Below are 25,160 nucleotides of genomic sequence, written 5' to 3' on the forward strand. Positions count from 1 at the left end.
AGAATCGACGCGCCAGCGATGTGGAGCTCGCGGCCAGGGGCAGCTGATACGCTCAAGTCCTTAACCCCTGGCGTCGCGGCTATCACCTTGCTCTCCGCACTCACCCAGAATGTCGCCGCTCGGGGATAACAACGAAGGAAAAGCATGGCACCATTCGACACCGCCGATACGTCCCCAGAGGGCGACGCTGAAAAGCAGTCCGGGAGCCAGGAAGAACAGATCCCGGCCTTCATCTCCCAGCCCGACCGGCTCGACAAATGGATCTGGGTCTACCTGATAGCTGCGACGATCTTCGGCTTCGCGATGATCCCGCTGCGCGTGTGGCTGCTCAACAACCCCGTGCCCTACGCGCTCATGGTGGGTGGCTATACCTCCTCAATCGTGGGCGGGGCAGAGTCCACCACCGGCGGAATCTCGGCGGTCGCCATCGTGCTGATGACCCTGGTCGGCGCGCTGAAGACCGTCCCCCTGTGGTGGCTGGTCGGCAACAAGTGGGGTCTGGAGTATCTGCGCATGTCGGTCGCCCACTCCCCCAGGCTGCAGCGCTGGACCGCGCGACTAGAAAACGCGCGCCCCGGCGTGCTGGGCGCGGCGATCGTGCTCTCCTATATCCCCTTCGTGCCCACCATCGTCATCGCCAACCTGCTGGCCGGCATCCGCCGCATGAGTTTCTGGACGGTCCTTGGGCTCAACGCCTTCGGCGTGCTGGTCACCAACGCCTTCTTCGCCTACCTAGGCGTAACCTACGGCGAACAGGTGATCTCCATCGTGGAGCAGGTCAACCGCTACGCCATGTGGATCACGATCGCGCTGCTGGTGTTCATGTTCTGGAGCATCTCGAAACAGAACAAGAAGGCCGCCTAAGCCCAACACTTCTGCGGCGGGTGCCATACCCCAGTCGCTGCCACGCCTGCGCAACGCAAGGAAGCCCGGACCCATTCAGGGTCCGGGCTTCCTCATGGCCTCAAGCTATTGCTCCAGCTTGCTGGTATTGGTGCTGCCACCGGTCTGGATCTCGATGAGACGCACCGCGATCGCCCTCAGGTCTTCGGGCAGGCTCCGGTTGGCGACGAAGGGCTCCAACTCGATCCAGTCGAAGCGCGACGGCGGGCGCCGCACCTCGTTTTCGATCAGCGAGGTGAGCTGCTCCTTGCGCGTGCGGTCCGCGGTGGATGCCCAGCGGTCGCCCAGGTCCCCGTTCATGGAGATCCCCATCGCTGATTCGATATACGAGCGCGCGGCCTTGAAGGCTTGCTTGTTTCGCCGCTGGTAGTCAGACAGCTGGGCTTCGAAATGCTGATTCCAGCCGTCGACGCGAGCCTGATTCTCCGCCACCTGCTTATTAACGGCCCCGACGTACGCATCGTCCACGGCTTCGGCCTTGCCTTCCCGCCGGTAGGCCCAGAAAACGATCGCGCCTGCGCCGAGAACACCACTGAGCAGGCTCCCGGCGATCACGATTCTGGGGCCGGTGTTCATAGTCTTGTTGATCTTTTCCAGGGACTGGCAGAAGCCATCGAAGTCGAGGTCCCCGACGTTCACTCCCTCTGCCTGTGCACGCAGTTCGCCAGGGTTGCAGGAGTAATTCTTACCGCCCGACGCGGCGAGTTCTTCGTCCAGGAACCGGAAATCCTTTTCCTCTGCTTGCTCGATCGCCTCGGGGCCAATCTGCTCGAACATGTTCTGCTTCAGCGATTGGCCTTCGGACTCCGCACGCCAGGACATCGCACCGAGGAGGATCGCGCCGACCCCGATGATGCCGACGAAGAACATGATCCCGGCGAGGATCCACACCAGGAAGCTCGGCGGCACGAAGGGCGTCTTCGGCTTCGGCGGCAGATCCTGGATCTCTGGTGGCTGCTCCACCACAGGGGGAGCCACGAAGACCCCGGTGCGCAACGCATCGTCCGCCCAATCCGACTTCTTCCACCGCGGGTAGTCCGCGATGATGCCCGCGAAACGATCGGCCAGCACCTGAAGCCACATGCGGCTGATATTGGAGTAATCGTCCAGGTGCTTCACCGCCTGCGGGCGGTACTTGTAGAAGTAATCGGCCCCCACGCCATCGCGCCAGTTCGCGAACGTCCCGTGCTTGATGTCGTCGAGGTCAGTGTGCAGCTGGTCCCCGATGCTGGTGATCGTCTGGTCCAGCTGGTAGAAGCCCTGCACCACTTCCCGGTGCTGCGCAGCGCTCTGCCGAATGGCCTCCTGCTGCAGCGCGATGGATTCCCTCTGGTTGGCCAGCGACTTGCCGAGCAGGCCGTGGGTCTTCTTCGCATCCGCGTGGGCGACGATCGCGGCCGTCGCGTTAATCATGTTGCCCAGGCGCTGCTGGGAAACCATCTCGCGCTGCATCGCGGTGGACTGGTTCACCGCACTCGTCATGTCGGCATAACGGCGCGACATTTCTTCTCTCGTTGTGATGGCTCGCTCCTTAAAAACTTTCCTCGACCAGCGATGCGGTGGAAACCAGTTTTAATCAGGAGCATTTTAACAAGCGCTCAGGGTCCCCTCCCCCACGTGCTCGCAAATCCCAACCCCACAACGCAAAGATGCCCCGACCCTCACGGGATCGGGGCAGCTACGTCAGTGACGCTAGGGCTTAAGCCTCAGCCTCGTCTGCGTAGTTCTTCTGGATGGTCTCGTCGACCGGGACACCCGGGCCATTGGTGGAGGACAGGGTGACCTTCTTGATGTACTTACCCTTCGAAGAGGACGGCTTGATGCGCAGCAGCTCGTCGATCAGGGCACCGTAGTTCTCGGCCAGCTTCTTCTCGTCGAAGGAAGCCTTACCGATCAGGGCGTGCAGGTTGGACGCCTTGTCCACGCGGAAGGAGATCTTGCCGCCCTTGATCTCGGAGACAGCCTTAGCAACGTCGGTGGTGACGGTGCCGGTCTTCGGGTTCGGCATCAGACCACGCGGGCCGAGCACGCGAGCAACGCGACCGACCTTAGCCATCTGGTCCGGGGTAGCGATCGCAGCGTCGAAGTCGGTCCAGCCGCCCTGGATCTTCTCGATCAGCTCAGCGGAGCCAACGAAGTCTGCGCCTGCCTCCTCGGCAGCGGTAGCGTTCGGGCCCTCGGCGAAGACGACCACGCGGACGTCCTTACCGGTGCCGTTCGGCAGCGCGACGGTGCCGCGGACCAGCTGGTCAGCCTTGCGCGGGTCGACGCCCAGGCGGATCGCAACGTCGATGGTTGCGTCGTAGTTCTTGGAGGACGTCGCCTTGGCCAGCTTCGCAGCCTGCAGCGGGGTGTACTTGTTATCGCGGTCGACCTTAGCGGCCGCCTCGCGGTAAGCCTTAGAAACCTTGCTCATGAAAATTCCAATCTGGGTTTAGGTGTTGGAGTTGTGGTCTAGTGGGTCAGCAAGCGACCCTGCCACGCGCTGAAACCCCGGCGGCGAACCCACCGGGGTGGCGCACTTAAGCAGACGGGCGACCCTCGACGTCGATACCCATCGAGCGAGCGGTACCGGCGATGATGGCCGCACCAGCCTCGATGTCGTTCGCGTTCAGGTCCGGCTCCTTGGTCTTTGCAATTTCCTTGCACTGATCCCAGGTGACCTTACCGACCTTGTCGGTGTGCGGGACGCCGGAGCCCTTCTGCAGGCCAGCGGCCTTCAGCAGCAGCTTGGAAGCCGGCGGGGTCTTCAGCTTGAAGTCGAAGGAGCGGTCCTCGTAGACCGTGATCTCGACCGGCACGATGTTGCCGCGCTGGGACTCGGTTGCAGCGTTGTAGGCCTTGGTGAACTCAACGATGTTCACGCCGTGAGCACCCAGTGCCGGACCAACCGGCGGAGCTGGGGTTGCTGCACCAGCCTGGATCTGCAGCTTGATGAGCGCCTGGACCTTCTTCTTGGCCATCGCTATACCTCTTTCTGTTATCAGGAAGCGGGCGTACCGCTCCCCGACCGGATGCCGGTTCTTAGCCAGCCACCGGAGATGAATAGTTCCACTGCCACCCGGGCACGCCGAAGGCGCGCCACTAAATAGCAGACAGAGTTACATTAATCGAGCTTCGCAACCTGATCAAATTCCAGCTCAACCGGGGTCTCACGGCCGAAGATGGAGACCATCGCCTTGAGTCGGTTCTGAACGGTATCGATCTCGGAGATGGTCGCTGCAACAGATGCGAACGGGCCGGAGAGGATGGTGACGGACTCGCCCACCTCGTAGTCCACCTCGACGGTCTCGGATGCCGGCTTCGGCGGGACGGCCACGCCGGTCGCGGAGACGTCGACGTCGGCGGCGTCCTGGCCCTGGTCCTCCGCCGCGGCGGTTGCGGTCTCCGGTGGCAGCAGGAACTTCGCGACCTCGCGGATCTTCACCGGGGTCGGCTTGCCCTCGTTGCCCACGAAGGAGGTGACACCCGGGGTGTCACGGACGACGGACCAGGAGGCGTCGTCGAGCTCGATGCGGACGAGGACGTAGCCCGGCAGCAGCTTGCGCTTGACCTGCTTGCGCTTGCCGTCCTTCAGCTCGGTGACTTCCTCGATCGGGACGACGACCTCGTGGATCTGCTCGTCCACGCCCAGGGTCTGGGCGCGCATCTCGAGGTTGGTCTTCACCTTGTTCTCGTAGCCGGAGTAGCACTGGATAATGTACCACTCGCCCGGCAGCTTCTTCAGGGCGCGCATGAACTCGCGCAGGCGGGTCTTGTAGGCCTCCATCGCGGCCTCTTCGGCGGTCTTCTCCGGCTGTTCAGCCTCGGAAGCCTCCGGGGTGGTCTCGGTACCCTCCGCCGGCTCTGCGGCGGTGTCCTCTGCCGCGTCGCCCAGGGCTGCCGCGGCCTGGTCGGCCTCGGACTCCTTGTGGGCTGCGACTTCCTGGTGGATGTCCTCCTGTGCCGCGGCAGCGAGGTCCGCTGCGCTGAGATTCTTATCTGCGCTCATGTGATGCTCCTTGTCGGGTGAGCCTGGGTCGTTTTAGGCACGATCGGCAATAAAAATCCGCCCCTACCGTTGGTCGGCGAGGCGGGACGTTTTCTGTTGACGAGTTTAGCACGCGGGCAGGATTTATGGCCATGAGCAGGCCGGTGCGGCGAGAGGAGACGCAAAAAAGCCCTCCACGAGGGAGGGCTTGGAGCATATCGCTGCGCTTGGGGGAACCAGCTAAAGCTAGACGCCGAAGACCCAGCGAACACCGAGGCCAGTGACGTAGTCCACGCCAGCAACCAGAGCGGTCATCAGGACGAGGAAGACCAGCACGACGATGGAGTAGGTCACCATCTCGCGGCCGGTCGGCCAGATGACCTTGCGCATCTCGGAGATCACGCCGCGGATGTAGTCCGCGATGGCAGTGAAGGGGTTGCTCCGGGTTTCGACAACCTCGGGGGTGGTCGAAGCGCTGGTCGCGCGAGCCGTGGTGGCCTGGCCAGCGACCTGGCGCTTACCGCTGGGGCGCATGGAGCCTCCGGAAGCGTTCGCTCCGGAGCCTTCGGCCCTGTTGCTATCTTCGCTCACGTGGTTACTCCTTCGGGCGCCCGCGGGGGCGGGCGTACTTTGCAGGGGTGACAGGACTTGAACCCGCAACCTACGGTTTTGGAGACCGTTGCTCTACCAATTGAGCTACACCCCTAAAACTGTGGCAACGCCGGGTTGATGGCCGCGATTTTACCCGCAGACAACGCACCATGCGTGCAACACGGGAGTAGCCTAGCAACTTTCCATTCAGTTAGACAACTTGCCACGTTTTCCGCAGCACTCCACCACTCGAAGTGGGGTGAACCTGGGAGGTTGGGCGCGCAATAGCCCCACCCGGTGGCCTCGCTCCCCGGTGGGACACGCTCAGGGCTGGCATGACTTGCGGCAGAACCACCCGGCGAGCCCACTCCCCTGTGGGACGCGGCGAGCCAAGGCGGCGGTGAGGGCGGTGGCGTCAATAAAAAATGGACCCCGCGGAAAAACCACGGGGTCCGAAATTAGTAGCGGTGCCGGGACTCGATCCCGGGACCTCACGATTATGAGTCGTGCGCTCTAACCAGCTGAGCTACACCGCCACAGCCACTTACACGACCAGCCACGGCCAGCGTAAACAGGTCACGTGACGGCCATATAAAATGACAGAGCCCCCTGACGGAATCGAACCGTCGACCTTTTCCTTACCATGGAAACGCTCTGCCGACTGAGCTAAGGGGGCGCAACTTAAATCGACCGAACCTAGCGAAGTAATTCGCTGTGGCCCGTTGATCGAAGCCTGAAGTAGCATAACCAGTTTCCAATGAGAAGCACAAATCTGCACGTCGTAGCCGGTTTCCGAGGTCGGTATGGGTGCGTCTTGGGTGGCATTAGGCGGTGGATCGCGCGATTGCCTCTTCCGCTGGGCGGGCCAGCTGTTTTATAGTTTCTAGTTGCGCCGTTATCGGGTGTTAAGGGGTGTCCTGGGGTTTTAATTCAGGCGCTTTCCGGATGATGCACCGGCGGCGCATGGCACACCCCTCACGGGGCAAGGAGGTTCGAGTCCTCTCAATCTTTTATTCCGCGCCGCCCGGGAGCCCTTCGCTTGCGGCCTGTGGCCCGGCCCCGACGAGCGCCTGCGAGCGTTCCGACGCGCCGACGCCCCGCCGTCTGCGAATCCCACGCGGCGCGGAATTTTCAACTTCACGTTCGCCTGCACCTTGCATGCTGGCGATTCAGGTGGTGACACATGTTTTTCAACCGCAACCGCGACTTTGGCTCCTGGATGGAGTACGTCGAGACCGACACGCCGCTGTCGTGGCGCCCATCCTTCCCGCGCAGCCCGATCCCGCTGCCCGGGCACGTTGTGCTGCGCTCCCGCGACGGCGAGGTGACCGCGCTGTCCCGTCCGGGGTTTGCGCTGCCCACCGACCGTTTCGTGCAGGTCGATCAGCGCCGCCGCCAGCTTTCTTTCGCCCCGCAGCGGATCCCCACCGCCGAGGGGCAGGACGTCACCCTGACCTTCGTGCTGACCGTGCGGGTCAGTGATCCGGTGGCTTTCCTCACCGCCGCTGACGAGCCGGATCGGGAGGTCTACCTGGCCGCCCAAATCGCCCTGCGAGAACTGGTGGCGACGAAACCCCTAGCCGAGTTCATCGGGCAGCGCATCGACCTCTCCCCCGTCGCGGAGGCTGCGCGGGAGGCCGGCGCGGCGGTCGGCGTCGAGGTGCTGGGAGATGTTCACCTCAAGGATCTCTCCCTGCCGCACGGCGTGGCCGAGGCACTGAGCCAGGCGGAGGTGGATAAGCTCACCGCTGCCAGCGAGCTGGAGCGGGCGCGCACCGAGGTGAAGATCACCCGCGCTCGCATGGGCACGGCGAAGGTGCTGGAGCAGAACCCGCTGCTGGCGAAGATCCGCCTGCTGGAGGCCCTGCCGCCGGGCACCACCCTGGAGCTGCGCGACCGGTCGCTGGAGTCGCCGGATCAGCTACAGGAACCGCGGGACCGGGGCGAACTCGACAGCTAGCTGCCCCTAGCTGCTCGCGGGGACCGCCCCGCTATCCCGTATCCCGGTGATTTTTCTCGCCCCAAAAGAAAGAGGAGCCGAGCCCCATGTGGGACCCGGCTGCCGATTCAGCAGGTTTTATTGCTGCCCCTCGGCGAACTCCTCCACCAGCTTCGCGTTGAAGGCCTCAAGGTCGGCCGGAGTGCGGGAAGAGACCAGGCCCTTGTCCACGTGGACCTCCTCGTCGACCCACGTTGCCCCAGCGTTCTGGAGGTCAGTCTTCAACGACGGGTACGAGGTCAAGGTGCGGCCGCGGAGGACGTCCGCGTCGGTCAGAATCCACGCACCGTGGCAGATCACCGCCAGCGGCTTTCCAGCCTCGACGTGCTTCTTCACGATCTCGACCGCTGCCTCGTCCATGCGCAGCTGGTCGGCGTTTCCGGTACCGCCCGGAAGGACAATCCCGTCGAACTCAGCGTCACGGGAGTTCTCGGTCGAGGCATCTGCCTCGGCGGTAGAACCGTTCTTGCCCTCAATCTTCTCGCCACCAGGGCTGAGGACAGTCACTGCGCCGCCTGCCTGGCGGACAGCCTCAATCGGGGAGCTGAACTCACTGTCCTCGAACCCATTCGTCGCGAGAACACCAATGCGCTTGCCATCTAGCTTTGCCATGTGTCGCTCCTTTCTAAAGAACGTAGACCTCCATGGTGCCACCAAAACCCGGCCATCAACACCCACACTTTTCTTTACTTAACCCGTGACGCATCGCCTCGCCCCTGCAACGCAAAAACTCCGCCAGGGTTTTCCCTGACGGAGTTCGTCTGTGCCAGATGTTGGATTTGAACCAACGAAGGCATAAGCCGGCGGATTTACAGTCCGCTTCCTTTGGCCGCTCGGACAATCTGGCGTACACCATCTGGTGCGCTCAATACCCTACTACGCGCCTCGAAAATTCCCTAAACGCGCTGCTCAGGCCAGGTATTGACGTCCTTAAAAGGGAGGCGGAACAACCGGGAAACGGTGGGTAACCGCCCAACCGCAACCGAACTAGCCCAGCCGGTCCAGAGAGAAGGCCAGCAGGTGGCGCAGCGCCTCCGTGACCTCGTTGGCCGGCAGCTTCGCCAGCTCAGCCTCAGCCAAGCCGCGGTAGTGCTCCACGTCCCGCTCCGCGAGCTCACGGCCGTTGGAACGCTGGATAAGCTCCAGGCACTCCTCAACCACCGCATCGTCGGTCACCGGGCCGGTCAGCAGCTCGCGCAGGCGCGCGCCGACCTCGTCCTCCTGACGCATCGCGTGCAGCACCGGCAGGGTGAACACGCCCTCCCGCAGATCCGTGCCCGGCGTCTTGCCGGACTCCTCCGGATCGGCCCAGATGTCGATGATGTCGTCCACGATCTGGAAGATCTGCCCCATGTGGCGGCCAAACTGCGCCAGCGCGTCCACATGCTCCTGCTCCGCGCCGGAATGCAGCGCGCCCAGGTAGCCCGCGGAGGCGATCAGCACGCCGGTCTTCTCCTGGATGACCTTCATGTAGTGCTCGATCGCATCCTCGCCATCAGCCGCACCCACGGTCTCGCGCATCTGGCCGGTGACCAGCTCGCCGAAGGTGTCCGCGAAGTGGCGAACCGTCTGGGAACCCAGCCCGGAGAGGATCTCCGAGGCCACCGCGAACAGGTAATCGCCGGCGAGGATCGCCATCGAGTTGCCCCAGCGCGCATTCGCGGACTCCGCGCCACGGCGGCGGTCGGCCTCGTCCATGACGTCGTCGTGGTAGAGCGTCGCGAGATGCGTCAGTTCCACGACCACGGCGGCGTCGCGCACCTCGCGGGCCGTCGGGTTCTTGCCGTACTGCGCGGCGAGCAGCGCAAACACCACGCGAAAGCGCTTGCCGCCAGCCAGCGCGAGGTGGCTGATCTTATCGGTGATGAAGCTCTCGCCCTGGTTGAGGCGCCAGCGCAGGAAGTCCTCCGCCTCCTGCAGCCCCGCCGTGATGCGGTCGTTGAGCTCGGCATTCCCCAAGTCCGGAGCTACCGGCCTGGCGTTGTCGCGTACTGCCATGTCCCTGCGTCTGCCTCGATCTAGATTGTGATTGTGCGTGAGCTATAGCTAGCCATTCGATAGGTTAGCCGATCTACTCGGGCGCGTAGTAATGGATTCACCCCTCGCCGCGCGGGATTGCTTCCGCGGTGCAGGTTTTCCGGTCGCCGCGTTACTCGCGGTGGGTCCTCCGGTTCTTTTTAGGACGTCACCCCGGCTAGCCTTGAGCCTCATGAGCCCCTCTTCTTCCACCACGCACGATTCGGCGACGCGAGGCGAGTCCGCCGCCCCGCAACGGGTACCGCAAGATCAGCTGCGCGCCGAGGTGCTGATCATCGGCGGCGGCCCGGCGGGTGCTGCGGCGGCGTACCACGCCGCCCGGGCGGGGTGGGACACCCTGGTGATCGATATGGCGGACCACGCCACCCAGCCGCGCGATAAGACCTGTGGGGACGGCCTGACCCCACGCGCCGTCGGCGCCCTGGAGGCGATGGGGGCAGGCCACCTGCTGGATGGCCACCCGCGGATCAAAGGCCTGAAGCTGCACGGCTTCGGCGGGTCGATCACCGCGCCGTGGCCGGAGCACGAGAAGTTCCCCGCCCGTGGGTCCGCGATCCCCCGCAGCGATTTCGACGCCGCCCTGCTGCGCCACGCCATCGACGCCGGGGCCCGCTTCCACGGCGGGCTGAAGGCCGTGGGTGTCTCGGAAGACGGGCAGACCGTGACCTGCCAGGCCGTCGGTTCGCGGGCTGGGAAGGCGGCGGGAACCAACCGCGAGGTACAGACCACGGAGATCCGCACGGAGTTCCTCGTCCTCGCCGAGGGTGTGCGCTCCACCATCGCCCGGCAGCTGGGCGTGCAGTGGGAACGCGACATCGTCCACGGCATCGCCGCCCGCAGCTACGTGGAAACCCCGCACGCCGATGAGCCGTGGATCCACTCCCACCTGGAGCTGCGGGACCACGAAGGCACCGCGCAGCCCGGCTACGGCTGGATCTTCCCCCTCGGCACCCCCACGGCCGGCGGGCAGGCGGGCAACGGGGCGGATGCCGACCCCACCCCGCAGGTGAACCTGGGCTGTGGGGCGCTGACCACCACGCAGCGGCCAGCGAAGGTGAACACCAAGAAGCTGCTGACCCATTACGCCGACCAGGTGCGCGAGGAGTGGGAGCTCGGCACCCCGCAGCGCATCACCAGCGCCCTGTTGCCGATGGGTGGGGCCGTCACACGGGTGGCGGGCCGGAACTGGGCGGTGATCGGCGACTCCGCAGCCCTGGTCAACCCGCTGAACGGCGAGGGCATCGACTACGGGCTGGAGTCCGCCCGCTTCCTCGTCGAACTGCTGGGCGACGCCCGCCGCAACCCCGACGGACTGCGCTATGCCTGGCCCGCCCGGCTGCGCCAGGAGTACGGTGACGCCTTCGCCCTGGCCCGCCGCCTGGGCATGCTGCTCACCATGCCGGGCCTGCTGGCCGCCATCGGCCCGGTGGGCATGCGCGGACCTTTGGCGCACACGGTGATGAACTCCGCGGCCCGCCTGATGGGCAACCTCGTCACCCCGCAGGACCGGGACCTCACGGCGAAGCTGTGGCTCGGCGCCGGCAAGCTATCCCGCGGCGTGGATAAGCTCCTCGCCGCGGACTCCCGCCCTCTCTTCGGGCGCCAATAAACCCGGAGAGCACGAAAGCCCACGGTTTCCCGTGGGCTTTCGGCGTTATTGACCCGAATAGCGCGGGGGCCATCCCAATCCGAACGACTGAAACGACGCGCCCTGAGCTACGTCACTGAACTAGTCCAGCGGGCTAGTCCAGTGGGCTAGTCCAGCGGCTTCGTTCCACTGTGCAGCGCAACGATGCCACCGGTGAGGTTCTGCCAGCCGACATTCTCCCAACCATTGGCGCGGATCTCGCGGGCCAGCTCCTCCTGATCCGGCCACGCGCGGATGGACTCCGCGAGGTAGACATAAGACTCCGGATTGGAGCTGACCACCTTCGCGACCGCGGGCAGCGCGCGCATCAGGTACTCCTTGTACACGGTCGCGAAACCGGGGATGACCGGCGTCGAAAACTCCGCGATCGCGAGCTTGCCACCCGGCTTCGTCACCCGGGCCATCTCCCGCAACCCGGCGCGGAAGTCCACCAGATTACGCAGACCGTAACTGATCGTCACGGCGTCGAAAGTATTATCCGCGAACGGCAGATTTAGGCCATCGGCGCAGATCATCGGCACGTCCCGGTGGGAACCCGCCCGCAGCATCCCCAGCGAGAAGTCCGCGGCCACGCAGTACGCGCCGGACTCCGCCAGCTCCTCGGTGGACACGCCCGTGCCCGCGGCAAGGTCCAGCACCTTATCCCCCGGCGCGAGATCCAGGCGGCGGCGCGTGCGCTTACGCCACAGCCGGTCCTGACCGAAGCTCAGCACCGTATTCGTGATGTCGTAGTTCTTCCCCACGGCATCGAACATCGTGGCCACTTCGCGCGGATCTTTTTCCAGACTTGCCCTAGACATAAATTCTCATGCTACCCGGCGCACCGGCCAGCACCATCACGCAGTAATGGCCTGCTGGTAGTAGCCCATCAGCTGCTCGCACAGCGCAGGCCAGGTCTTGCCCTGCACGCGGGTCAGCGCTGCGGCGGCGAACTGTTCGAGCGCGCCGTCCGCGATGATCTTCCCCACGGCCCCGGGCAGCTGCTCGGCGAAGCGTTCCGGGTCGAGCAGGAAGCCGCTCACCCCGTCCTCGACGAGGTCCACCGGCCCACCCGTCCGTGGCGCGACCACCGGCAACCCCGAGGCCTGCGCCTCCTGGATCGCCTGGCAGAAGGTCTCGAAGCGCCCGGGATGGACGAACACGTCCAGGGACGCGAAGGCCACGCCCAGCTCCTCCCCATAGAGCGCGCCGGTGAACACCGCGGTCGGCATGAGCTTTTCCAGCTCCTCGCGTTCCGGCCCGTCGCCGACGATCACCAGCTGCACGTCTTCGCGGTCGTTTAAGGACGTCAGGTTCGCCACATCCTTCTCCGCGGCCAGGCGGCCCACGAAGCCCACCAGCTTGCGTGGCCCGGCCGGGGCGGCGGTGTTGCGCTTGGCCTGGCCTTCCTCCCACCACTGGCCCCGCAGCTCCGCGCTGCGCTTAGCAGGATGGAAGCGCTGCGTATCCACGCCCCGGCCCCAGTGCTGCACCCGCTGCACGCCGTGGTCGCGCAGCTGCTCGATCGTCGGCGAGCTCGGCGCGAGGGTCAGTGCGGAGTTGTTATGCATCGCGCGCACCCAGCGCCAGGACATATTCAACAGAAAGGTGAGCTTGTAGTGCTCCGTGAAGCCGGGGACGTCCGTCTGATAGACCGCCACGCACGGCACCTTCAGTGCCTTCGCGGCGAATACGCCAGCCCCGCCGAGGACGAATGGGCTGGCCAGGTGCACCACATCCGGTTGGAACTGCTTGAGCAGCCTATAGACCCTCGGCAGGGGCACGCCGATGGGTAGGGAGTTGATCGGTGGGAGGTTGACCGCGGGCACTCGGTGGATCGGAAAGCCCGCGTAGGTATCGCCGAGGCCCGGTTCGCTGGTGCTCGCTGCGGGACTGTCCCCGGCAGGAGTATCCCCGGCCGGCGGTTGCCAGCCCGGCGGGCGCGGCGCGATGACCATCGCGTCGTGCCCTTCCCGCCGTAGGTGCTCCAGCACCCGCAACACCGAATTGGAAACCCCATTGACGATGGGGATGAAGCTCTCCGCGATGATCGCAACCCTCATTGTTCTCCCTGCTGCGCCTTCCATGAGTTTTCTCGCCACCGAACCAGCAGCCACAGACCCCCGCTCAGCACCATCGCCACGACGAGCGAGGAGAGCGCAGGTATCCAGGCCAAGGTCCAGCCACGGCCTTGCACCTTCACATTGCGGGGCTCGGACTTCTGATACTCCACCCGCACCCGCTGGCCCGCCTCCAGCCCGATCGGGTACAGCAAGCCCCGGTCCGGCTGGTGGTAGACCCCGTACTCGTCCGGGAAGCGCACGGTGGTCCGCAGTACCCCGACGTTAACGACGTCCGCCGTGGCGAACGCCTGGTCCCTACCGATGCGGTAGTCGTTCAGCGCGGCGGTCGCCACCATCCCCAGGCAGACGGCCGCGGCGAAGGCCGTAAAGGCCGCGACGAGTTGTTTGCCGCGCCGGAAGCGGGTCGGGGTCGGCTGCTCAGCGGCCGGTTCCTTCCCCACCGCTGACTGTTCCGTGGCCTGCTCGGTGGCCTGCTCGGCGGCCACGGGCTGCTCTACGTTCGCCGGACCCGCCGCGCCCGTTGGCGCGGCCTCCTGCTCGCGGTCCACCGGCTTACTCACCCGGGGTCACCTTGCCCCGGATCGACTTCTCCAGCGCCACGCGCGCACCCCGGTCCACGAAGGCCTCCACAACCAGCACCCCGCCGCCCCGGCGGCCCGGCACCAGGCCCAGCTTCTCGCCGGCTTCGCCCTCCAGGTCGCCGTGTTCCAGCGCATCCAACGCCTCGGCGAGCTCCGCCGGGTTGTGCACCCCCACCCAGTCCACGCCAGCGGACTCGCACAGCCCAGCCAGCTTCGCGCCCGTGCCGGTGCCGAAGACCCGCTCGAAGGCCGGGGTGCCGTCGTCGAAGCTCCGCAGGCTATCCCCACCGGGCTCGAGGGTCTCGAAGATCGCGCCGCCGTCGTCGTTGGCGACCACAATCACCAGGTTTTCCGGGCTGGGCTCGTCCGGACCAAAGTGCAGGCCGTTGACGTCATGAAGAAAGGAAAGGTCCCCCAGCAGGGCAAACGTCCGCGGGGCGCGAATCGTCGTCGGATCGGCGGAGGCATGCGCCAGGGCCGTACCCACCGCGGTGGACACCAGGCCGTCGATGCCCGCGGCACCACGGTTCGCGACCGTGCGCACCCCGTCGAAGGGCAGGCCCACCCGGGCGATATCGCGAATCGGCGAAGAAGCGCCGACGAACAGCGCGTCCCCGTCGCGCAGGGAATCCGCCAGCACCGCGGCCACGTGCAGCCCGGTGAACGCCCCGTCCTCGGTGGCCTGAGCGATGCCGTCGCGCACCGCCTCTGCACCCAGCTCGGAGACACCGCGGCAGACCTGCAGCCAGGACTGCGGCGACTCACCGGTCACGCGCACCGTGCTCGCGATCTGATCGGCGGTCAGCGCCACGTCGGTGGGCTGTTCGACCTCGGTGAGCACGGTGATGGAAATGTCTTCACTGGCCAGCAGCTGGGTCACCGGGCGGTGCAGGGTCGGCCGGCCAAGCACGATGACCTGCTCCGGGCGCGTGGCCGCGGAATACTCCCCGTGGGAAACCAGGCCGGTGGTGAACATCGCGGCCGCCGCCGGGTGCACCGGGAAGTCCGGGGCGGGGCTGGTGGGCTCGGCCAGAACGGGCAGGTCGCCGAGCTCCTCCAGCTGCTCGCGGGCCCACGCCCGATCGCTGACCGAACCCGCGATGACGAGGGTCCGCTTGGACGCGTCCACCGTCGCCTCACCGTAGGGCAGGCGCGCGGCCTGCTTCGGTAGGACGTAGGTTCGGGCCGGCGCGGTCGGCTGCTCGGCCGCCGTTGCGCGGGCGGGCCCCTCGGCGAGCTGGCGGGCCAGGAGGGTCAGCTGGGTGCTGGACTCCGGGACCAGTGGTTCCCGCAGCGGGATGTCGAGGTGCGCCCCACCGCCCCGGGTGGGGTGGGTGGCGGCGCGGACCAGCTCGTCGACCTTAACCCGGACGCGGCGGACCAGCGGGTTCGTGGTGTCCAGGGCGGCGGCTGGGCCTGCCTCGTCGGCACCGGCCGCGGTCTTGGCGCTGGCGGACGGCGCAGCGGCGCCTGCGGTCACGGCGTCGATCGCGGCGTCCAACTCCAGGGTGGCGACCGCGTGGGCGCCGAAGATCTCGCGCTGCTGGATGGTCTGATTAGCCCCGGTCCCCACCATCGACCATGGCCGGTTGGCAGAAAGGATCAGCAGCGGGACGTTCGTCGCCGTGGCCTCCACCATGGCGGGCAGGCAATTGGCCACCGCCGTGCCGGAGGTCATCACGACCGGCACCGGAGTGTCCGAGTACTTCGCCAGGCCCAGGGCCAGGAAGGCCGCGGAGCGCTCGTCGGTGCGCACGTGCAGCCGCAGCCGCCCGGCGCGGCTAGCCTCCGCAAACGCCAAGGCCAGCGGAGCCGAGCGCGAGCCCGGGCACACCACGGCCTCCCGAACCCCGTTGCGAATCAGCTCGTCAACCAGTACCGCGCCAAGCAGTACTGCGGGTGAGGGCTGATCAAGGGTCTCGGGCGTGCTCTGGGAGATGCTGTTTTTCACACCCCATAACCTACGTGACCCTGCCCCGGCGGGGCGACGAGCCTGGCTCAGCCTAATCATTGTTCATTAATGCTGAACGTTCAGTTTTAGTGAACACGTGTTTCCAACCCCCTTTAGCCTCAGAAGGGCCCACGTCCATCCAAAAACATGGAGAACACGCGACTTAACCATCGAAGGCCTCGCATATTCCCTTCAAGAGGGCTTCGACCTGCTCCTTTCGCGCTTCAAACGGAGTCGGGTGCTCCCCTCGGCAATAAGATGCTCTGCAAGACCAATCCCCCTATCACCCTCTTCAGCGAAACGATTAACCAATACGCTCGCTTCTCTTATCCCGAGCACCTGAGCGACATCGCTGCCGAGTAGCTGGGCAGCCATGCTAAGAATTAGGCCTTCGCGCTCAACTTCATCTGGCGGGTTTTCAACTGCCCCAAACGGCACCAAGTCAATGTCAAAGCCACTGACCTTGATCGCTTGCCAAGCTCTCCCCGGATAAGCGAAATGCTCCTTGAGGCGATCGAAATCCGCCCAGCTGCGAAGCGCTACCGCAAAATCGATGTCCCGCGTCGCCCGAGCTGGCGGGCCTGGCCGGTATTTTTCTTGATGAATATCCCTACACCGCGCCCCCACCAGCATGATCTGATCTAGGTCGATATACCGTCCAAGCGCAGCAAGAACCTCAGCAATATCCTCATTGCTCTCCGACCATTTCATTACCCCACCCCCAGAAGTTCTAGAAATTGATTGTCGATCTTAGCTCTTGCGCGACTCCCAGCAGGCGGGGTTCGTGAGTGCCCACGAGATCCGCATAGATTACTGGCCACGGCGCACATGGCCATTCGCCAAGCACGGTCGCATGATCACTCTGATCCGTCTGATTCGCATCACGGCTTCCTTGGCCAGCGCCCCAAAACGCCGTGCGCACGATGACATTGCCATTGTCTGATCGGCGAATCCGACCGCTCCTCAACAACTCTCTAAGTTCAGCCGAGTCGCGCAAATAAAGATGAACGGTAGTTCCGCCTCGGACCAAGTGCGGCACAGCCTGCTCGCCGCTTACCCAGCCCATGGGGTCCATGGCCCCAAATCTGTCCAGATCCGCCTCTCCTCGGAAGATTTCCAGATCAGCACCAAGCCCAGTGGCATAGGACTGCGCCCACGCATCCAGGAGCGCCTTCGGTCGCTCGAAGTAATACCTTCCCCCGAAGCCCGACTTATTGAGGTACCCAGCTTGCGTCAGCAGTTCTAGCGTCTGCGCAGCGCTACCAACGGAGACCCCCGCCTGTCTCGCAACCTCTCGGACAGGAGAGTCAAGCAGTTCCGGGCGATCCAAAATAACCGCGCTCACCTGCGCTCGGCGTGGCGTAAACAAGGAACCGGTAGGCGCCTTAACTTGCGATGCAGCACCCCTTGCTGGCTTTCGTAATCGCCGAGCAGCTTTATCCTGTGGACTTGCCGAAGTTGCTTGCTCCCCTCTTTTCAGCGAAACGCTACCGCCTTGTTCAACCGGAGAACCCTTCACCCTGCCACGGATATCTAGGTACATCCCGGGAAAGGAGATAAAACAATTTCCTCGCTCATCTGCGAACATAACCCCCGCCCCCCGTAGGAAATCAGCCACCTTAGGCGTAACCCTCGGAGCGAGAAGCAGCGTTGGGAGGTCGCTCTCGTCGGCAGTTTTTTCCGCCACCAAAGCCCGTAACCCTTGTGGATCATTCGTCTCAACTTGGCGGGCCATACACTTCGCGGAGGCGTCACCGTGACGCACGAACAGTCCCCCATCCCCGACGCCCTCCTGACCTAGCTCCACGAACTCGAGAGGCACCTCTACAAGGTTGAATATGTCGTTCCAGCGACTGATTTCTTCCCCGTTCATACCGCCACTCTAGCTGATGTTCAGCAATAATGAACGTTCATTAATACTGAACGTTCATTTTTAGTGAACGCACTTGTCGGCCTCCGGCCGAAAACATCAGTATCGTTAGGATGGGGTTATGGAGCTATCTTCCCTGGATCGGGGCCACTTCCGCGCGCTCATTATCGGTGCAGGCCAGGCCGGGCTCGCCGTCACCGCTACCGGGCCGGACGCCACGAGCACCACGATCACCACGGACGTCCTCCTCAACGCCACCGGCACCTGGAACAACCCGCACGTGCCACACATCCCTGGCATCGAAACCTTCCGCGGCCGCCAGCTGCACACGAAGGATTACACCCGCAAGGAGGACTTCGCGGGTCTGCGCACCCTCGTCGTCGGTGGCGGACTGTCGGCCGTTCAGTTCCTCCTGGAGCTCCAGGAAGTGAGCGAAACCATCTGGGCCAACCCCCGGGCACCGAGGTGGATGCCGACGTCATCTTCTGGAACACCGGATTCCGTCACTCCCTGCGCCACCTCGCCCCACTGAAGCTGCGGGGACCGGGCGGAGGAATCCTCATGGACGGCGAAGTGCGCGTAGCCAAGGACCCGCGGGTGCTGCTGGTCGGCTATGGCTCCACCGCCTCGACGGTGGGCGCGACTCGCGCCGGCAGGCGCGCCGGTCAGGCCGCCGTCCGCTATCTCGAGTCCCGGTAGCCCGGCGTTCGCTTCAGGACGTCAACCTGATGCTGCGATTGGCATTGCTGCGAGGTGTTGCCGGGTTGTTACTGGTTGTTCCGGAGTTGTTTTCCGGCGCACCGAAACAACTTTGAAACAACTCATAAACAACTCTTGCTTCCTACCCAACCCCTGATCACGCTGTTTCCGCAGTTCACGAAGCTTTCGGTGGTTGTTTCAAAGTTGTTTTTGTTGTTCCAGGATTGTTGCCAAGCTATTTACTCCGACGCCCCAATCCAGCGTGTGTTTGACCCACGCTGCGGGCCGGTCGGGTCAATACGCGCCACCCCGCGCTCCCGCAGTTTCCGCAAGATCTTGGTCACCTCGGAGCGCTCTATACCCAAAATCTCGGCGGCTTCTGCTGCGCGTACCGTGCCAGTTCGCAGCTGCTCCTCCAACCATTCTTCTGTAGGCATCGTCGCAGCACCAGCAAACTGGGGCTGGGCACCACCCGAAGAAGCGGTCCCCTGCTGGACCGCCCTTCCCAAAACCCATTCATCCGCCCCCTGGAGCCGCACTACCACCCCAATGTCTTGGAGCGACTCCATCAGTTCGGCGGCTTCCATTGAAGAAATTTGTGCAAGCCGTTCAACCTGATTCTTCGTGATCCGGGGCGCGCTCCACAGCTGCTTTAAGACAATGAGAGTGCCCACGCTCCTCACGGCCTCGCCATCAGGTAGCTTCTCCAGTTCATGAAGCATCTTGATAAAACCCACATCGGGCTTACCTGCTGAAAGAATCACCTCAACGAAGGTTTCCTCAGCACGCACTTCCGGAACTTCCCGACCTGTTCCAATCATTGCAGACCACATGCGGTCAAAACCGCGCGACGATTCCTCAGCCAGGCCGAGCCCACGCATTACCGCCATAAGGCGACTATTCCGCGGCACCGATTGAGTCGTCAGCAAGTGATCCCGATCAACCCCCGGCGGCAGAGGACCCGGGGACCAAATCTTCAGAGTACGAGGCGTCTGGTCAACAACCACGGGGCGGCTGATTTGCCAGTCCCTATGAATGAAGGCATTCGTGACGGCCTCGTCAATCGCCTGGGCAGGGAAGCGTGGGATCGCGGTTTCCTGCCCATCATCAAACTGCACTCTTTCAATTTCTTGACTTGCGCGCTCCCTGATTAGGCGGCGCAGCCGGGGAAGCGCAGTCAACAGCGGTTCACTGATCTCGCTCACTTCAGGATCGGCCCCCACGATGGGTCTCCAGAAATACTGAACCGTCAGGGCGGGCTTGTCCGGTGGCAGCATGAGGATCTCTGCCGCCCTCTTGAGCGAACCATCATGGCCCACGAGCCCCAGTTCGCGAAGGAGTCCGTTGGCACCTTTCGGCACATAATCCGACCCGTCTTCCCTGGACCGTTTCCCCCTCAACAGTCGGCGAGCCTCTTCCAGGACTGGCAGCTCGATGTCCTGAACCTGGAGCCTCGAGCTCCCGTTTGAATAATCGGGGTTCGCCCTTTCCCGAACCAACGCTTGCCGTTCTGCCTCCAGCAGCGGCTCACAACTCGTGCCCCGCCGCCGCTTCGCCTGGCCTTGGGTGCGGGTATACATGGTCAATGCTTCTGGGATACGGATCACAACAAGGCGACTACCGTGATACTCAAGTTCAGATGCTTCAACCCTCAGTTGCTGCTGCGTACCATGAAGAATCTTTCTCTCAATGGTTAAGGTATCCAAGTCCGTCCCCGTAAACGCTTCAGGTCCGGTCAGCTTGTCACTGATACCCACGATGATGTGCCCCATAGCGGACTCCCCATTAGCCAGGCACACCGCCTCATCAATGAGCTTTTCTACAAGTTGTGCCCGATGCTTATCGGCCTTCGAAGGCGCATACTGAACCCGGGCAGGGTCCTCTTTGATCTCTAGGGTCTCCGATTCGACATTGCCAGCCGAATCTCCGTTCCAAATAGCTTCTAGAGCCTCTGCAACATCCTCAGGCAGCCACGGTGTCGCATCGTCAATCATGGGGGATTCCATATGTGAAGTATACATTTCCCCAGGAAGTTGTTTTAGAGACGCCACCCACCCCAGCGAAACAACTTTGAAACAACTTACGAACAACTATTGTGGCCAGCCCGACCCTTCATCTCATTATTCCCCCAGGTCAAGAAGCCTCCGGCGGTTGTTTCAAAGTTGTTTCTAGTTGTTTTGGGATGCTCCCCTAGCGGGCGTCACGATCCCAGTTGAACGGCTGCAGCCTCCATCCTGCGGATCCACCACTGCCGACGCTCCGCGTCCACCGCGTAGCGCTCCAGCACCGCTGAGTCCGGCTGGGTCGCGCCCGTGAGCATCGCGCCATCCCTGATCTCCCGCGCCCCCACGTCCGCAGTGAACAGCGAGCCCGTCGCCAAGCCCGCCGCATTCGGCCCAGCCTGGCCGAACACCCCGGCGCCCTTCCCCACCTGCGCCACCAGGGCAGCAGCCTGCAGGCCCGCACCAATGCCCACGGCGGTATCCAGCGCGGAGCTAAGCGTCAGACTCACCCCGTGGGCCGCCACCTGGCGCGCGACCGCCACGACCTGGTCGATGCCGCCCAGCGGGGCGACCTTCACCACGGCCACATCGCACGCCCCGGCCTCCACCACGGCCAGCGGGTCCGATGCCTTGCGGATCAGCTCGTCGGCGGCGATCCGCACCGGGGAACCACCCGGCGCGATCCCCTCATCGGCCAACCGCTGCCGAAGTTCCGCGAGCTCCGCCACCGTCGCGCAGGGCTGCTCCACGTAATCCAGGTCCTCCCCCGCCACATCTTCGGCCGCCAACTGCGAGATCACCGCCAGCGCCTGTTCCACCGACCAGCCCGCGTTCGCATCCACTCTGATCCGGGGCCGGGCGACCCCGTGCTCGGCGAACCAGGCCCGCACGGCTCGCACGCGCGCCACATCCTGAGCCAGAGCAACATCAAAGCCCTGCTCCCGCAGCACGGCCGGCTCAGCGACCTTCACCTTCACCGTCGTGCACCCCGGGTAACGGGCCATCAGCTCCCCCACCTGCTGCGGATTCGCCTGCGCATCCACCGCGGGCATCGTGGCGTTCACCGGCACCGCGACCCCCGCCGGGACCTGCAACGCGGCATGATCCGCTAAGGCACCCTGCGGCCGGGCGGTGGCGTCGTCGTCAAGAAGAAGGGAATGGACCACCGCACTGCGCAACCAGCGGGAAGATTCCGCGGGACCGTATTCCAGGAAGGGTGCGAACTCCGCCCACCCGCCGGGCGTGGGCACGAGCATCGCCTCGCGGGTATCGATGCCGCGGAAACGCGTGCGCATCGGCAGGGCCACCACGTGCGCGTGCTCGCGGGCGTGGCGGAGGAACTGGTCGAGCTGCTGCTGAGTGATATTCACGCCACCCACCCTAGGCGAGCGGGCGGACACCTAATATGGGCAGGCATGAGCGAAAACAAGGTTTCCGAGATCTTCGACCCCACCGCCTGGCGCGAGGTTGAGGGATTCGACTTCACCGACATCACCTACCACCGCCACACCGGCGAGGGCCGCGCCAACGGCATCGTCCGCATCGCCTTCGACCGGCCGGAGGTGCGCAATGCCTTCCGCCCGCACACCGTCGACGAGCTATACCGCGCGCTCGACCACGCGCGCCGCACCCCGGACGTCGGCACCATCCTGCTGACCGGAAACGGCCCGTCCCCGAAGGACGGTGGCTGGGCATTCTGCTCCGGCGGTGACCAGCGCATCCGCGGCCGTTCCGGTTATCAGTACGCCACCAGCCACGATTCGGACGTCGCCGCCGCTGGTGCCGAGGGCGTGGACGAAGCTCGCGCGAAGGTCGAGGGTGGCCGCCTGCACATCCTGGAGGTCCAGCGGCTGATCCGCACCATGCCGAAGGTCGTGATCTGCCTGGTCAACGGCTGGGCCGCCGGTGGCGGGCACAGCCTGCACGTGGTCTGCGACCTGACCCTGGCTTCCCGCGAGCACGCGAAGTTCAAGCAGACGGACGCGGACGTGGGCTCCTTCGACGCCGGTTATGGTTCCGCGTACCTGGCCAAGCAGGTGGGCCAGAAGTTCGCCCGCGAGATCTTCTTCCTCGGCGAGGCCATCGACGCCGAGACGATGCACCAGATGGGTGCCGTGAACCGCGTGGTGGACCACGCCGACCTGGAGACCACCGCGATCGAGTGGGCGCGGAAGATCAACACCAAGTCCCCGACGGCGCAGCGCATGCTGAAGTTCGCCTTCAACCTGACCGACGATGGTCTGATGGGCCAGCAGGTCTTCGCTGGGGAGGCCACCCGCCTGGCCTACATGACCGACGAGGCCGTGGAGGGCCGCGACTCCTTCCTGGAGAAGCGCGAGCCGAACTGGGACGAGTTCCCGTACTACTACTAGGTCTTGTGGCCGGTCGGCGCTAGCCGCGCAGCTTATTCCACGCCGGGGGCATCGGGGCCTGCACGTCCAGCTCCTCGCCACTCGACAGCGGGATCACCAGTCGGGAGGCGTGCAGCATCAGCATCCGCACGCCTTTCTCCGCGGCCGCCTGGTTCGTGGCCTTATCCCCGTAGCGGGAATCCCCAATGATCGGGTGGCCCAAGTGCTGCAGATGCACGCGGATCTGGTGCTTCCGGCCGGTCAGTAGTTGGGCCTCCACGAGGGTTCCCGCACGCCCCCAGGGCTTCTTCACCCACAGCTTCGTCTCCGCGGCTTGCCCGGCGCGGCGATCCACCACCGTGGCCGCCCCCGTCTTCCGCAGCGGGGCATCAATCCGTCGCGGCTGCTTGCCCGACTTTTTCACAGCGCCACTGACCACCGCCAGGTAATAGCGCTGGATGTCCTCCCCACCCTCGCGCAGCAGGGACTGCAGGTGGCGCAGCATCTTCGAATTCTTCGCCACGATCAGCAGGCCGGAGGTCTCCTTGTCCAGCCGGTGCGCCAGCTCCAGCTCCTTATCCTCCGGCCGCAACACGCGCAGCGCCTCGATCACCCCGGCCTTGACTCCACTGCCCACGTGCACAGCGATGTTGGCGGGCTTATTCACGATGAGCAGATCATCGTCCTCAAAAACAATGTGCCGGGACAGCCTGCGGGCCAGCTGCTCCGCAGCCTTACGATCCCCCGCGGGCTTCGGCTTCGCCTCAGCGACCTCGAGGGCAGGCAGGTGGACCTTATCGCCGGCGACGGTGCGCTGGTCCGGCTTGCACTTCGCACCGTTGACCGTGATCTGCTTGGTGCGCATCATGCGGAACAGCACCGTGGCGGGCACGCCCTTGACCTGCGAACGGATGTATTTGTCCAGGCGGCGATCCGCCTGGGAGTCGCTCACGATCAGGGTCTGAGGTTCGGAATGCTTCATGGTGGCTCTGGGCTCTATCTGTAGCAGATCGGGCCAACAGGCCCGCCCGGCTGTTCACGCTCGCAACGCCTGCTCACGGCTCGTGGCTAGAGCTCGAAGCGCTCCCACACGCGCTGCGAGGCCGAATCGCGGTTCCCCAGCACCTTGTCGAGCAGCTTCCACAAACCGTGCCCGAAGAGCTTAACCAGACCCCGGCGCTCGCTGGCCGAAACCGGGCGCACCGCCTGGTCGGGTTGCCCCAGGTAATTACCGATCTCGCGGGTCAGGTCCGCGGTGATCCAGTCATCCACCCGCACCCCGTCGATGGTGGTGAACGTCCGGGACTCACCGCGGTAGACGAAGTGGCGGTCGAACATCCCCAACGCCTGGGGGACGGCCGCCGCGACGGCGGGGTCGAGTGCCAGGCGAACCAGCCCGATGGTGGTGTCCATGGCAGTGCTGCCCGTCGCCCCCGGCTCGTGGGTAGCGAAGCCCTTCGCCTTCAGGTAGCTCAGCATGTCCTGCACCTCGTGGGCGGCCAGACTCATCGTATTGCGCTGCGCCTGGTTCAGCCGGGGGTTGCCCGCCGCTGCCCGCAGCGCATCGCCGACGCCGCGTGGGTCGCCGTGGCCCAAAGCTACCGCCAGCCGCGGGGCCACCGGGGCGACCGCGAGGAGGAAACTGCCGTCGGTGAGCATGGAGTCCATCGCCACCACCGGGGTGACCTCGTAGGGCTCCGGGTCTGCCTGCTGCGCCCACTGCCCGACCGCTGCGAGCAGCCCGCCCGGTGGGATGTCACACGCCGGGTCCCCCTGGCTGCAGATGCTGCGGACCTTTCCCTCGTAGCGGTCAAAGGTCCCCGCCGGGCGGGAACCCAACAGGCCTGTGTGCTGCTCCGGGATCGGCCCGTGATTCGTGGTGATGAGGGTGGCGCCATCCTTGCTGCCCCGGCGCGGGTCCGCCAGCAGGTACGCCGCGATCACCTTCTCCGCCTGCTCCGGGGAGAGCTCCATCAACACGTCGCCGGTCACGTGCGCGCCCTGCGAGAAACCCGCGAGCGCGAACGCGGTCTCCGGGCATGCGGCCGAGACCTCGTCGATCCGCGCGCGCACTTTCTCGACGCCATCCGCCGCAGAGGCCGCGTAGTTCGGGAACCTCGGCAGGCCGATCTTCTCGTTGCTGCCCACGATGCCCGCGCTGCCGTAATAGGGCAGCTGCCAGCTTCGAACGCCCTCAAAGCGCTGCTCGGCGAGCTTGCTGAAATTCGTGCCCACCACGAAGCCCCGCGGGAAGTTCGGGTCATCATCCGGGTGGGCGTCCCCGGACCCAGAAGCACTAATGACCTCCACGGCTGGGCAAGGCGCGCTCGGCGTGGGGTTGACGTCCTGAATAGGGCTCGCATCAGCCTGCGGGACCCCAACAGCAGCGGCGACGAGCGGGAGGGAAACAAGGCAAGACACAAGGCGACGCATGGGCAATAGTGTATTGCGCACGCTCCACCGCTCGGTTGATAGCCCCAACGATGCTCGCCTG

21 protein-coding genes, 4 tRNA genes and 1 pseudogene are annotated in these 25,160 nt (G+C 64.8%); 5 read left to right on the forward strand and 21 right to left on the reverse strand.

Features of this window, described 5'->3' with window-relative positions; all coding sequences use genetic code 11:
• The first annotated feature begins 144 nt into the window (after positions 1-144).
• Entirely contained in the window at positions 145-864 is a 720-nt protein-coding gene (locus HMPREF3097_RS03870; protein WP_083317939.1) for a DedA family protein, read from the forward strand.
• A gap of 105 nt (positions 865-969) precedes the next feature.
• Here the strand turns inward: HMPREF3097_RS03870 and HMPREF3097_RS03875 are convergent, their stop codons facing one another.
• From HMPREF3097_RS03875 to HMPREF3097_RS03910, 8 genes are all read right to left on the reverse strand, one after another.
• On the reverse strand, positions 970-2,406 hold the full coding sequence (locus tag HMPREF3097_RS03875) for a hypothetical protein (RefSeq protein ID WP_141759486.1): 1,437 nt from the start codon (positions 2,404-2,406) through the stop codon (positions 970-972).
• 196 nt (positions 2,407-2,602) lie between these two features.
• Positions 2,603-3,319 carry a 50S ribosomal protein L1 gene (gene rplA, locus HMPREF3097_RS03880; RefSeq protein ID WP_070759795.1) on the reverse strand — a complete coding sequence of 239 codons (717 nt, stop codon included), beginning with the start codon at positions 3,317-3,319 and terminating at the stop codon, positions 2,603-2,605.
• A gap of 106 nt (positions 3,320-3,425) precedes the next feature.
• Positions 3,426-3,866, reverse strand: coding sequence for a 50S ribosomal protein L11 (gene rplK, locus HMPREF3097_RS03885; protein WP_070759796.1), 441 nt, complete (start codon positions 3,864-3,866; stop codon positions 3,426-3,428).
• A gap of 143 nt (positions 3,867-4,009) precedes the next feature.
• The gene (gene nusG / locus HMPREF3097_RS03890; protein ID WP_070761064.1) at positions 4,010-4,894 is read right to left on the reverse strand and encodes a transcription termination/antitermination protein NusG; all 885 of its coding nucleotides are present in this window, start codon (positions 4,892-4,894) and stop codon (positions 4,010-4,012) included.
• Between the two features lie 225 nt (positions 4,895-5,119).
• Entirely contained in the window at positions 5,120-5,464 is a 345-nt protein-coding gene (gene secE / locus HMPREF3097_RS03895) for a preprotein translocase subunit SecE (protein ID WP_256374215.1), read from the reverse strand.
• A gap of 42 nt (positions 5,465-5,506) precedes the next feature.
• Positions 5,507-5,579 (reverse strand) — tRNA-Trp (locus tag HMPREF3097_RS03900).
• A 347-nt stretch (positions 5,580-5,926) separates the two neighbouring features.
• Positions 5,927-6,000, reverse strand: a tRNA-Met gene (locus tag HMPREF3097_RS03905).
• A 67-nt stretch (positions 6,001-6,067) separates the two neighbouring features.
• Positions 6,068-6,140, reverse strand: a tRNA-Thr gene (locus HMPREF3097_RS03910).
• 507 nt (positions 6,141-6,647) lie between these two features.
• Between HMPREF3097_RS03910 and HMPREF3097_RS03915 the strand changes: the two genes are divergently transcribed.
• Entirely contained in the window at positions 6,648-7,424 is a 777-nt protein-coding gene (locus HMPREF3097_RS03915; RefSeq protein WP_070759798.1) for an SPFH domain-containing protein, read from the forward strand.
• 117 nt (positions 7,425-7,541) lie between these two features.
• Here HMPREF3097_RS03915 and HMPREF3097_RS03920 read toward each other — a convergent pair whose 3' ends face one another.
• The 3 genes from HMPREF3097_RS03920 to HMPREF3097_RS03930 form a co-directional block, all read right to left on the reverse strand.
• Positions 7,542-8,075, reverse strand: coding sequence for a type 1 glutamine amidotransferase domain-containing protein (locus tag HMPREF3097_RS03920; protein ID WP_070761066.1), 534 nt, complete (start codon positions 8,073-8,075; stop codon positions 7,542-7,544).
• Positions 8,076-8,227: 152 nt separating this feature from the next.
• Positions 8,228-8,310, reverse strand: a tRNA-Tyr gene (locus HMPREF3097_RS03925).
• A gap of 140 nt (positions 8,311-8,450) precedes the next feature.
• Complete coding sequence (locus HMPREF3097_RS03930) at positions 8,451-9,461, reverse strand: polyprenyl synthetase family protein (RefSeq protein ID WP_070761068.1); 1,011 nt, start codon at positions 9,459-9,461, stop codon at positions 8,451-8,453.
• A 211-nt stretch (positions 9,462-9,672) separates the two neighbouring features.
• Here HMPREF3097_RS03930 and HMPREF3097_RS03935 point away from each other — a divergent pair, with 211 nt between their 5' ends.
• Positions 9,673-11,109: a geranylgeranyl reductase family protein gene (locus tag HMPREF3097_RS03935; protein ID WP_070761070.1), complete on the forward strand. Its 1,437-nt coding sequence runs from the start codon at positions 9,673-9,675 to the stop codon at positions 11,107-11,109.
• Positions 11,110-11,255: 146 nt separating this feature from the next.
• On the opposite strand, the gene HMPREF3097_RS03940 is transcribed toward HMPREF3097_RS03935, so the two are convergent.
• From HMPREF3097_RS03940 to HMPREF3097_RS10070, 6 genes are all read right to left on the reverse strand, one after another.
• Positions 11,256-11,948, reverse strand: a complete 693-nt coding sequence (locus tag HMPREF3097_RS03940; protein ID WP_012359529.1) for a demethylmenaquinone methyltransferase — start codon at positions 11,946-11,948, stop codon at positions 11,256-11,258.
• A 36-nt stretch (positions 11,949-11,984) separates the two neighbouring features.
• Positions 11,985-13,190 carry a glycosyltransferase family 4 protein gene (locus HMPREF3097_RS03945; RefSeq protein ID WP_070761072.1) on the reverse strand — a complete coding sequence of 402 codons (1,206 nt, stop codon included), beginning with the start codon at positions 13,188-13,190 and terminating at the stop codon, positions 11,985-11,987.
• Positions 13,187-13,771 (reverse strand): hypothetical protein, encoded by a 585-nt coding sequence (locus tag HMPREF3097_RS03950; RefSeq protein ID WP_070761074.1) that lies wholly within the window; start codon positions 13,769-13,771, stop codon positions 13,187-13,189. Before HMPREF3097_RS03950 ends, HMPREF3097_RS03945 begins: the two co-directional genes overlap by 4 nt.
• Positions 13,764-15,743, reverse strand: a complete 1,980-nt coding sequence (gene menD, locus HMPREF3097_RS03955; protein WP_070761076.1) for a 2-succinyl-5-enolpyruvyl-6-hydroxy-3-cyclohexene-1-carboxylate synthase — start codon at positions 15,741-15,743, stop codon at positions 13,764-13,766. Before menD ends, HMPREF3097_RS03950 begins: the two co-directional genes overlap by 8 nt.
• Before the next feature lie 192 nt (positions 15,744-15,935).
• A complete protein-coding gene (locus tag HMPREF3097_RS03960; RefSeq protein WP_070761078.1) occupies positions 15,936-16,454 on the reverse strand; it encodes a hypothetical protein in 519 nt (172 codons plus the stop codon).
• A gap of 19 nt (positions 16,455-16,473) precedes the next feature.
• The gene (locus HMPREF3097_RS10070) at positions 16,474-17,616 is read right to left on the reverse strand and encodes a type IV toxin-antitoxin system AbiEi family antitoxin (protein WP_083317397.1); all 1,143 of its coding nucleotides are present in this window, start codon (positions 17,614-17,616) and stop codon (positions 16,474-16,476) included.
• A gap of 232 nt (positions 17,617-17,848) precedes the next feature.
• On the opposite strand from HMPREF3097_RS10070, the pseudogene HMPREF3097_RS03970 reads away from it, so the two are divergent.
• Positions 17,849-18,312 (forward strand): annotated as a pseudogene (locus tag HMPREF3097_RS03970) (NAD(P)/FAD-dependent oxidoreductase); the annotation flags it as partial.
• 239 nt (positions 18,313-18,551) lie between these two features.
• Here HMPREF3097_RS03970 and HMPREF3097_RS03975 read toward each other — a convergent pair.
• Together HMPREF3097_RS03975 and HMPREF3097_RS03980 are read right to left on the reverse strand one after the other, a co-directional pair.
• Positions 18,552-20,306: an ATP-binding protein gene (locus HMPREF3097_RS03975; protein ID WP_168167011.1), complete on the reverse strand. Its 1,755-nt coding sequence runs from the start codon at positions 20,304-20,306 to the stop codon at positions 18,552-18,554.
• A 206-nt stretch (positions 20,307-20,512) separates the two neighbouring features.
• Positions 20,513-21,685, reverse strand: a complete 1,173-nt coding sequence (locus HMPREF3097_RS03980; RefSeq protein WP_070761217.1) for an o-succinylbenzoate synthase — start codon at positions 21,683-21,685, stop codon at positions 20,513-20,515.
• 45 nt (positions 21,686-21,730) lie between these two features.
• On the opposite strand from HMPREF3097_RS03980, the gene HMPREF3097_RS03985 reads away from it, so the two are divergent.
• Positions 21,731-22,687 carry a 1,4-dihydroxy-2-naphthoyl-CoA synthase gene (locus HMPREF3097_RS03985; RefSeq protein WP_041628443.1) on the forward strand — a complete coding sequence of 319 codons (957 nt, stop codon included), beginning with the start codon at positions 21,731-21,733 and terminating at the stop codon, positions 22,685-22,687.
• A gap of 19 nt (positions 22,688-22,706) precedes the next feature.
• Here HMPREF3097_RS03985 and HMPREF3097_RS03990 read toward each other — a convergent pair whose 3' ends face one another.
• Positions 22,707-23,648: an RluA family pseudouridine synthase gene (locus tag HMPREF3097_RS03990; protein WP_070761086.1), complete on the reverse strand. Its 942-nt coding sequence runs from the start codon at positions 23,646-23,648 to the stop codon at positions 22,707-22,709.
• A gap of 86 nt (positions 23,649-23,734) precedes the next feature.
• Positions 23,735-25,099: a cutinase family protein gene (locus tag HMPREF3097_RS03995; RefSeq protein WP_083317940.1), complete on the reverse strand. Its 1,365-nt coding sequence runs from the start codon at positions 25,097-25,099 to the stop codon at positions 23,735-23,737.
• Between the last annotated feature and the right edge of the window lie 61 nt (positions 25,100-25,160).

This window comes from Corynebacterium sp. HMSC27B11 (assembly GCF_001815985.1).
Lineage (GTDB): Bacteria > Actinomycetota > Actinomycetes > Mycobacteriales > Mycobacteriaceae > Corynebacterium.

Bases quoted from the DNA above. Each gene is read 5' to 3' on its own strand.
- HMPREF3097_RS03870 (WP_083317939.1), top strand. From the start codon at position 145: ATGGCACCATTCGACACCGCCGATACGTCCCCAGAGGGCGACGCTGAA.
- HMPREF3097_RS03875 (WP_141759486.1), bottom strand. From the start codon at position 2,406: ATGTCGCGCCGTTATGCCGACATGACGAGTGCGGTGAACCAGTCCACC.
- rplA (WP_070759795.1), bottom strand. From the start codon at position 3,319: ATGAGCAAGGTTTCTAAGGCTTACCGCGAGGCGGCCGCTAAGGTCGAC.
- rplK (WP_070759796.1), bottom strand. From the start codon at position 3,866: ATGGCCAAGAAGAAGGTCCAGGCGCTCATCAAGCTGCAGATCCAGGCT.
- nusG (WP_070761064.1), bottom strand. From the start codon at position 4,894: ATGAGCGCAGATAAGAATCTCAGCGCAGCGGACCTCGCTGCCGCGGCA.
- HMPREF3097_RS03915 (WP_070759798.1), top strand. From the start codon at position 6,648: ATGTTTTTCAACCGCAACCGCGACTTTGGCTCCTGGATGGAGTACGTC.
- HMPREF3097_RS03920 (WP_070761066.1), bottom strand. From the start codon at position 8,075: ATGGCAAAGCTAGATGGCAAGCGCATTGGTGTTCTCGCGACGAATGGG.
- HMPREF3097_RS03930 (WP_070761068.1), bottom strand. From the start codon at position 9,461: ATGGCAGTACGCGACAACGCCAGGCCGGTAGCTCCGGACTTGGGGAAT.
- HMPREF3097_RS03935 (WP_070761070.1), top strand. From the start codon at position 9,673: ATGAGCCCCTCTTCTTCCACCACGCACGATTCGGCGACGCGAGGCGAG.
- HMPREF3097_RS03940 (WP_012359529.1), bottom strand. From the start codon at position 11,948: ATGTCTAGGGCAAGTCTGGAAAAAGATCCGCGCGAAGTGGCCACGATG.
- HMPREF3097_RS03945 (WP_070761072.1), bottom strand. From the start codon at position 13,190: ATGAGGGTTGCGATCATCGCGGAGAGCTTCATCCCCATCGTCAATGGG.
- HMPREF3097_RS03960 (WP_070761078.1), bottom strand. From the start codon at position 16,454: ATGAAATGGTCGGAGAGCAATGAGGATATTGCTGAGGTTCTTGCTGCG.
- HMPREF3097_RS10070 (WP_083317397.1), bottom strand. From the start codon at position 17,616: ATGAACGGGGAAGAAATCAGTCGCTGGAACGACATATTCAACCTTGTA.
- HMPREF3097_RS03975 (WP_168167011.1), bottom strand. From the start codon at position 20,306: ATGATTGACGATGCGACACCGTGGCTGCCTGAGGATGTTGCAGAGGCT.
- HMPREF3097_RS03985 (WP_041628443.1), top strand. From the start codon at position 21,731: ATGAGCGAAAACAAGGTTTCCGAGATCTTCGACCCCACCGCCTGGCGC.
- HMPREF3097_RS03990 (WP_070761086.1), bottom strand. From the start codon at position 23,648: ATGAAGCATTCCGAACCTCAGACCCTGATCGTGAGCGACTCCCAGGCG.
- HMPREF3097_RS03995 (WP_083317940.1), bottom strand. From the start codon at position 25,099: ATGCGTCGCCTTGTGTCTTGCCTTGTTTCCCTCCCGCTCGTCGCCGCT.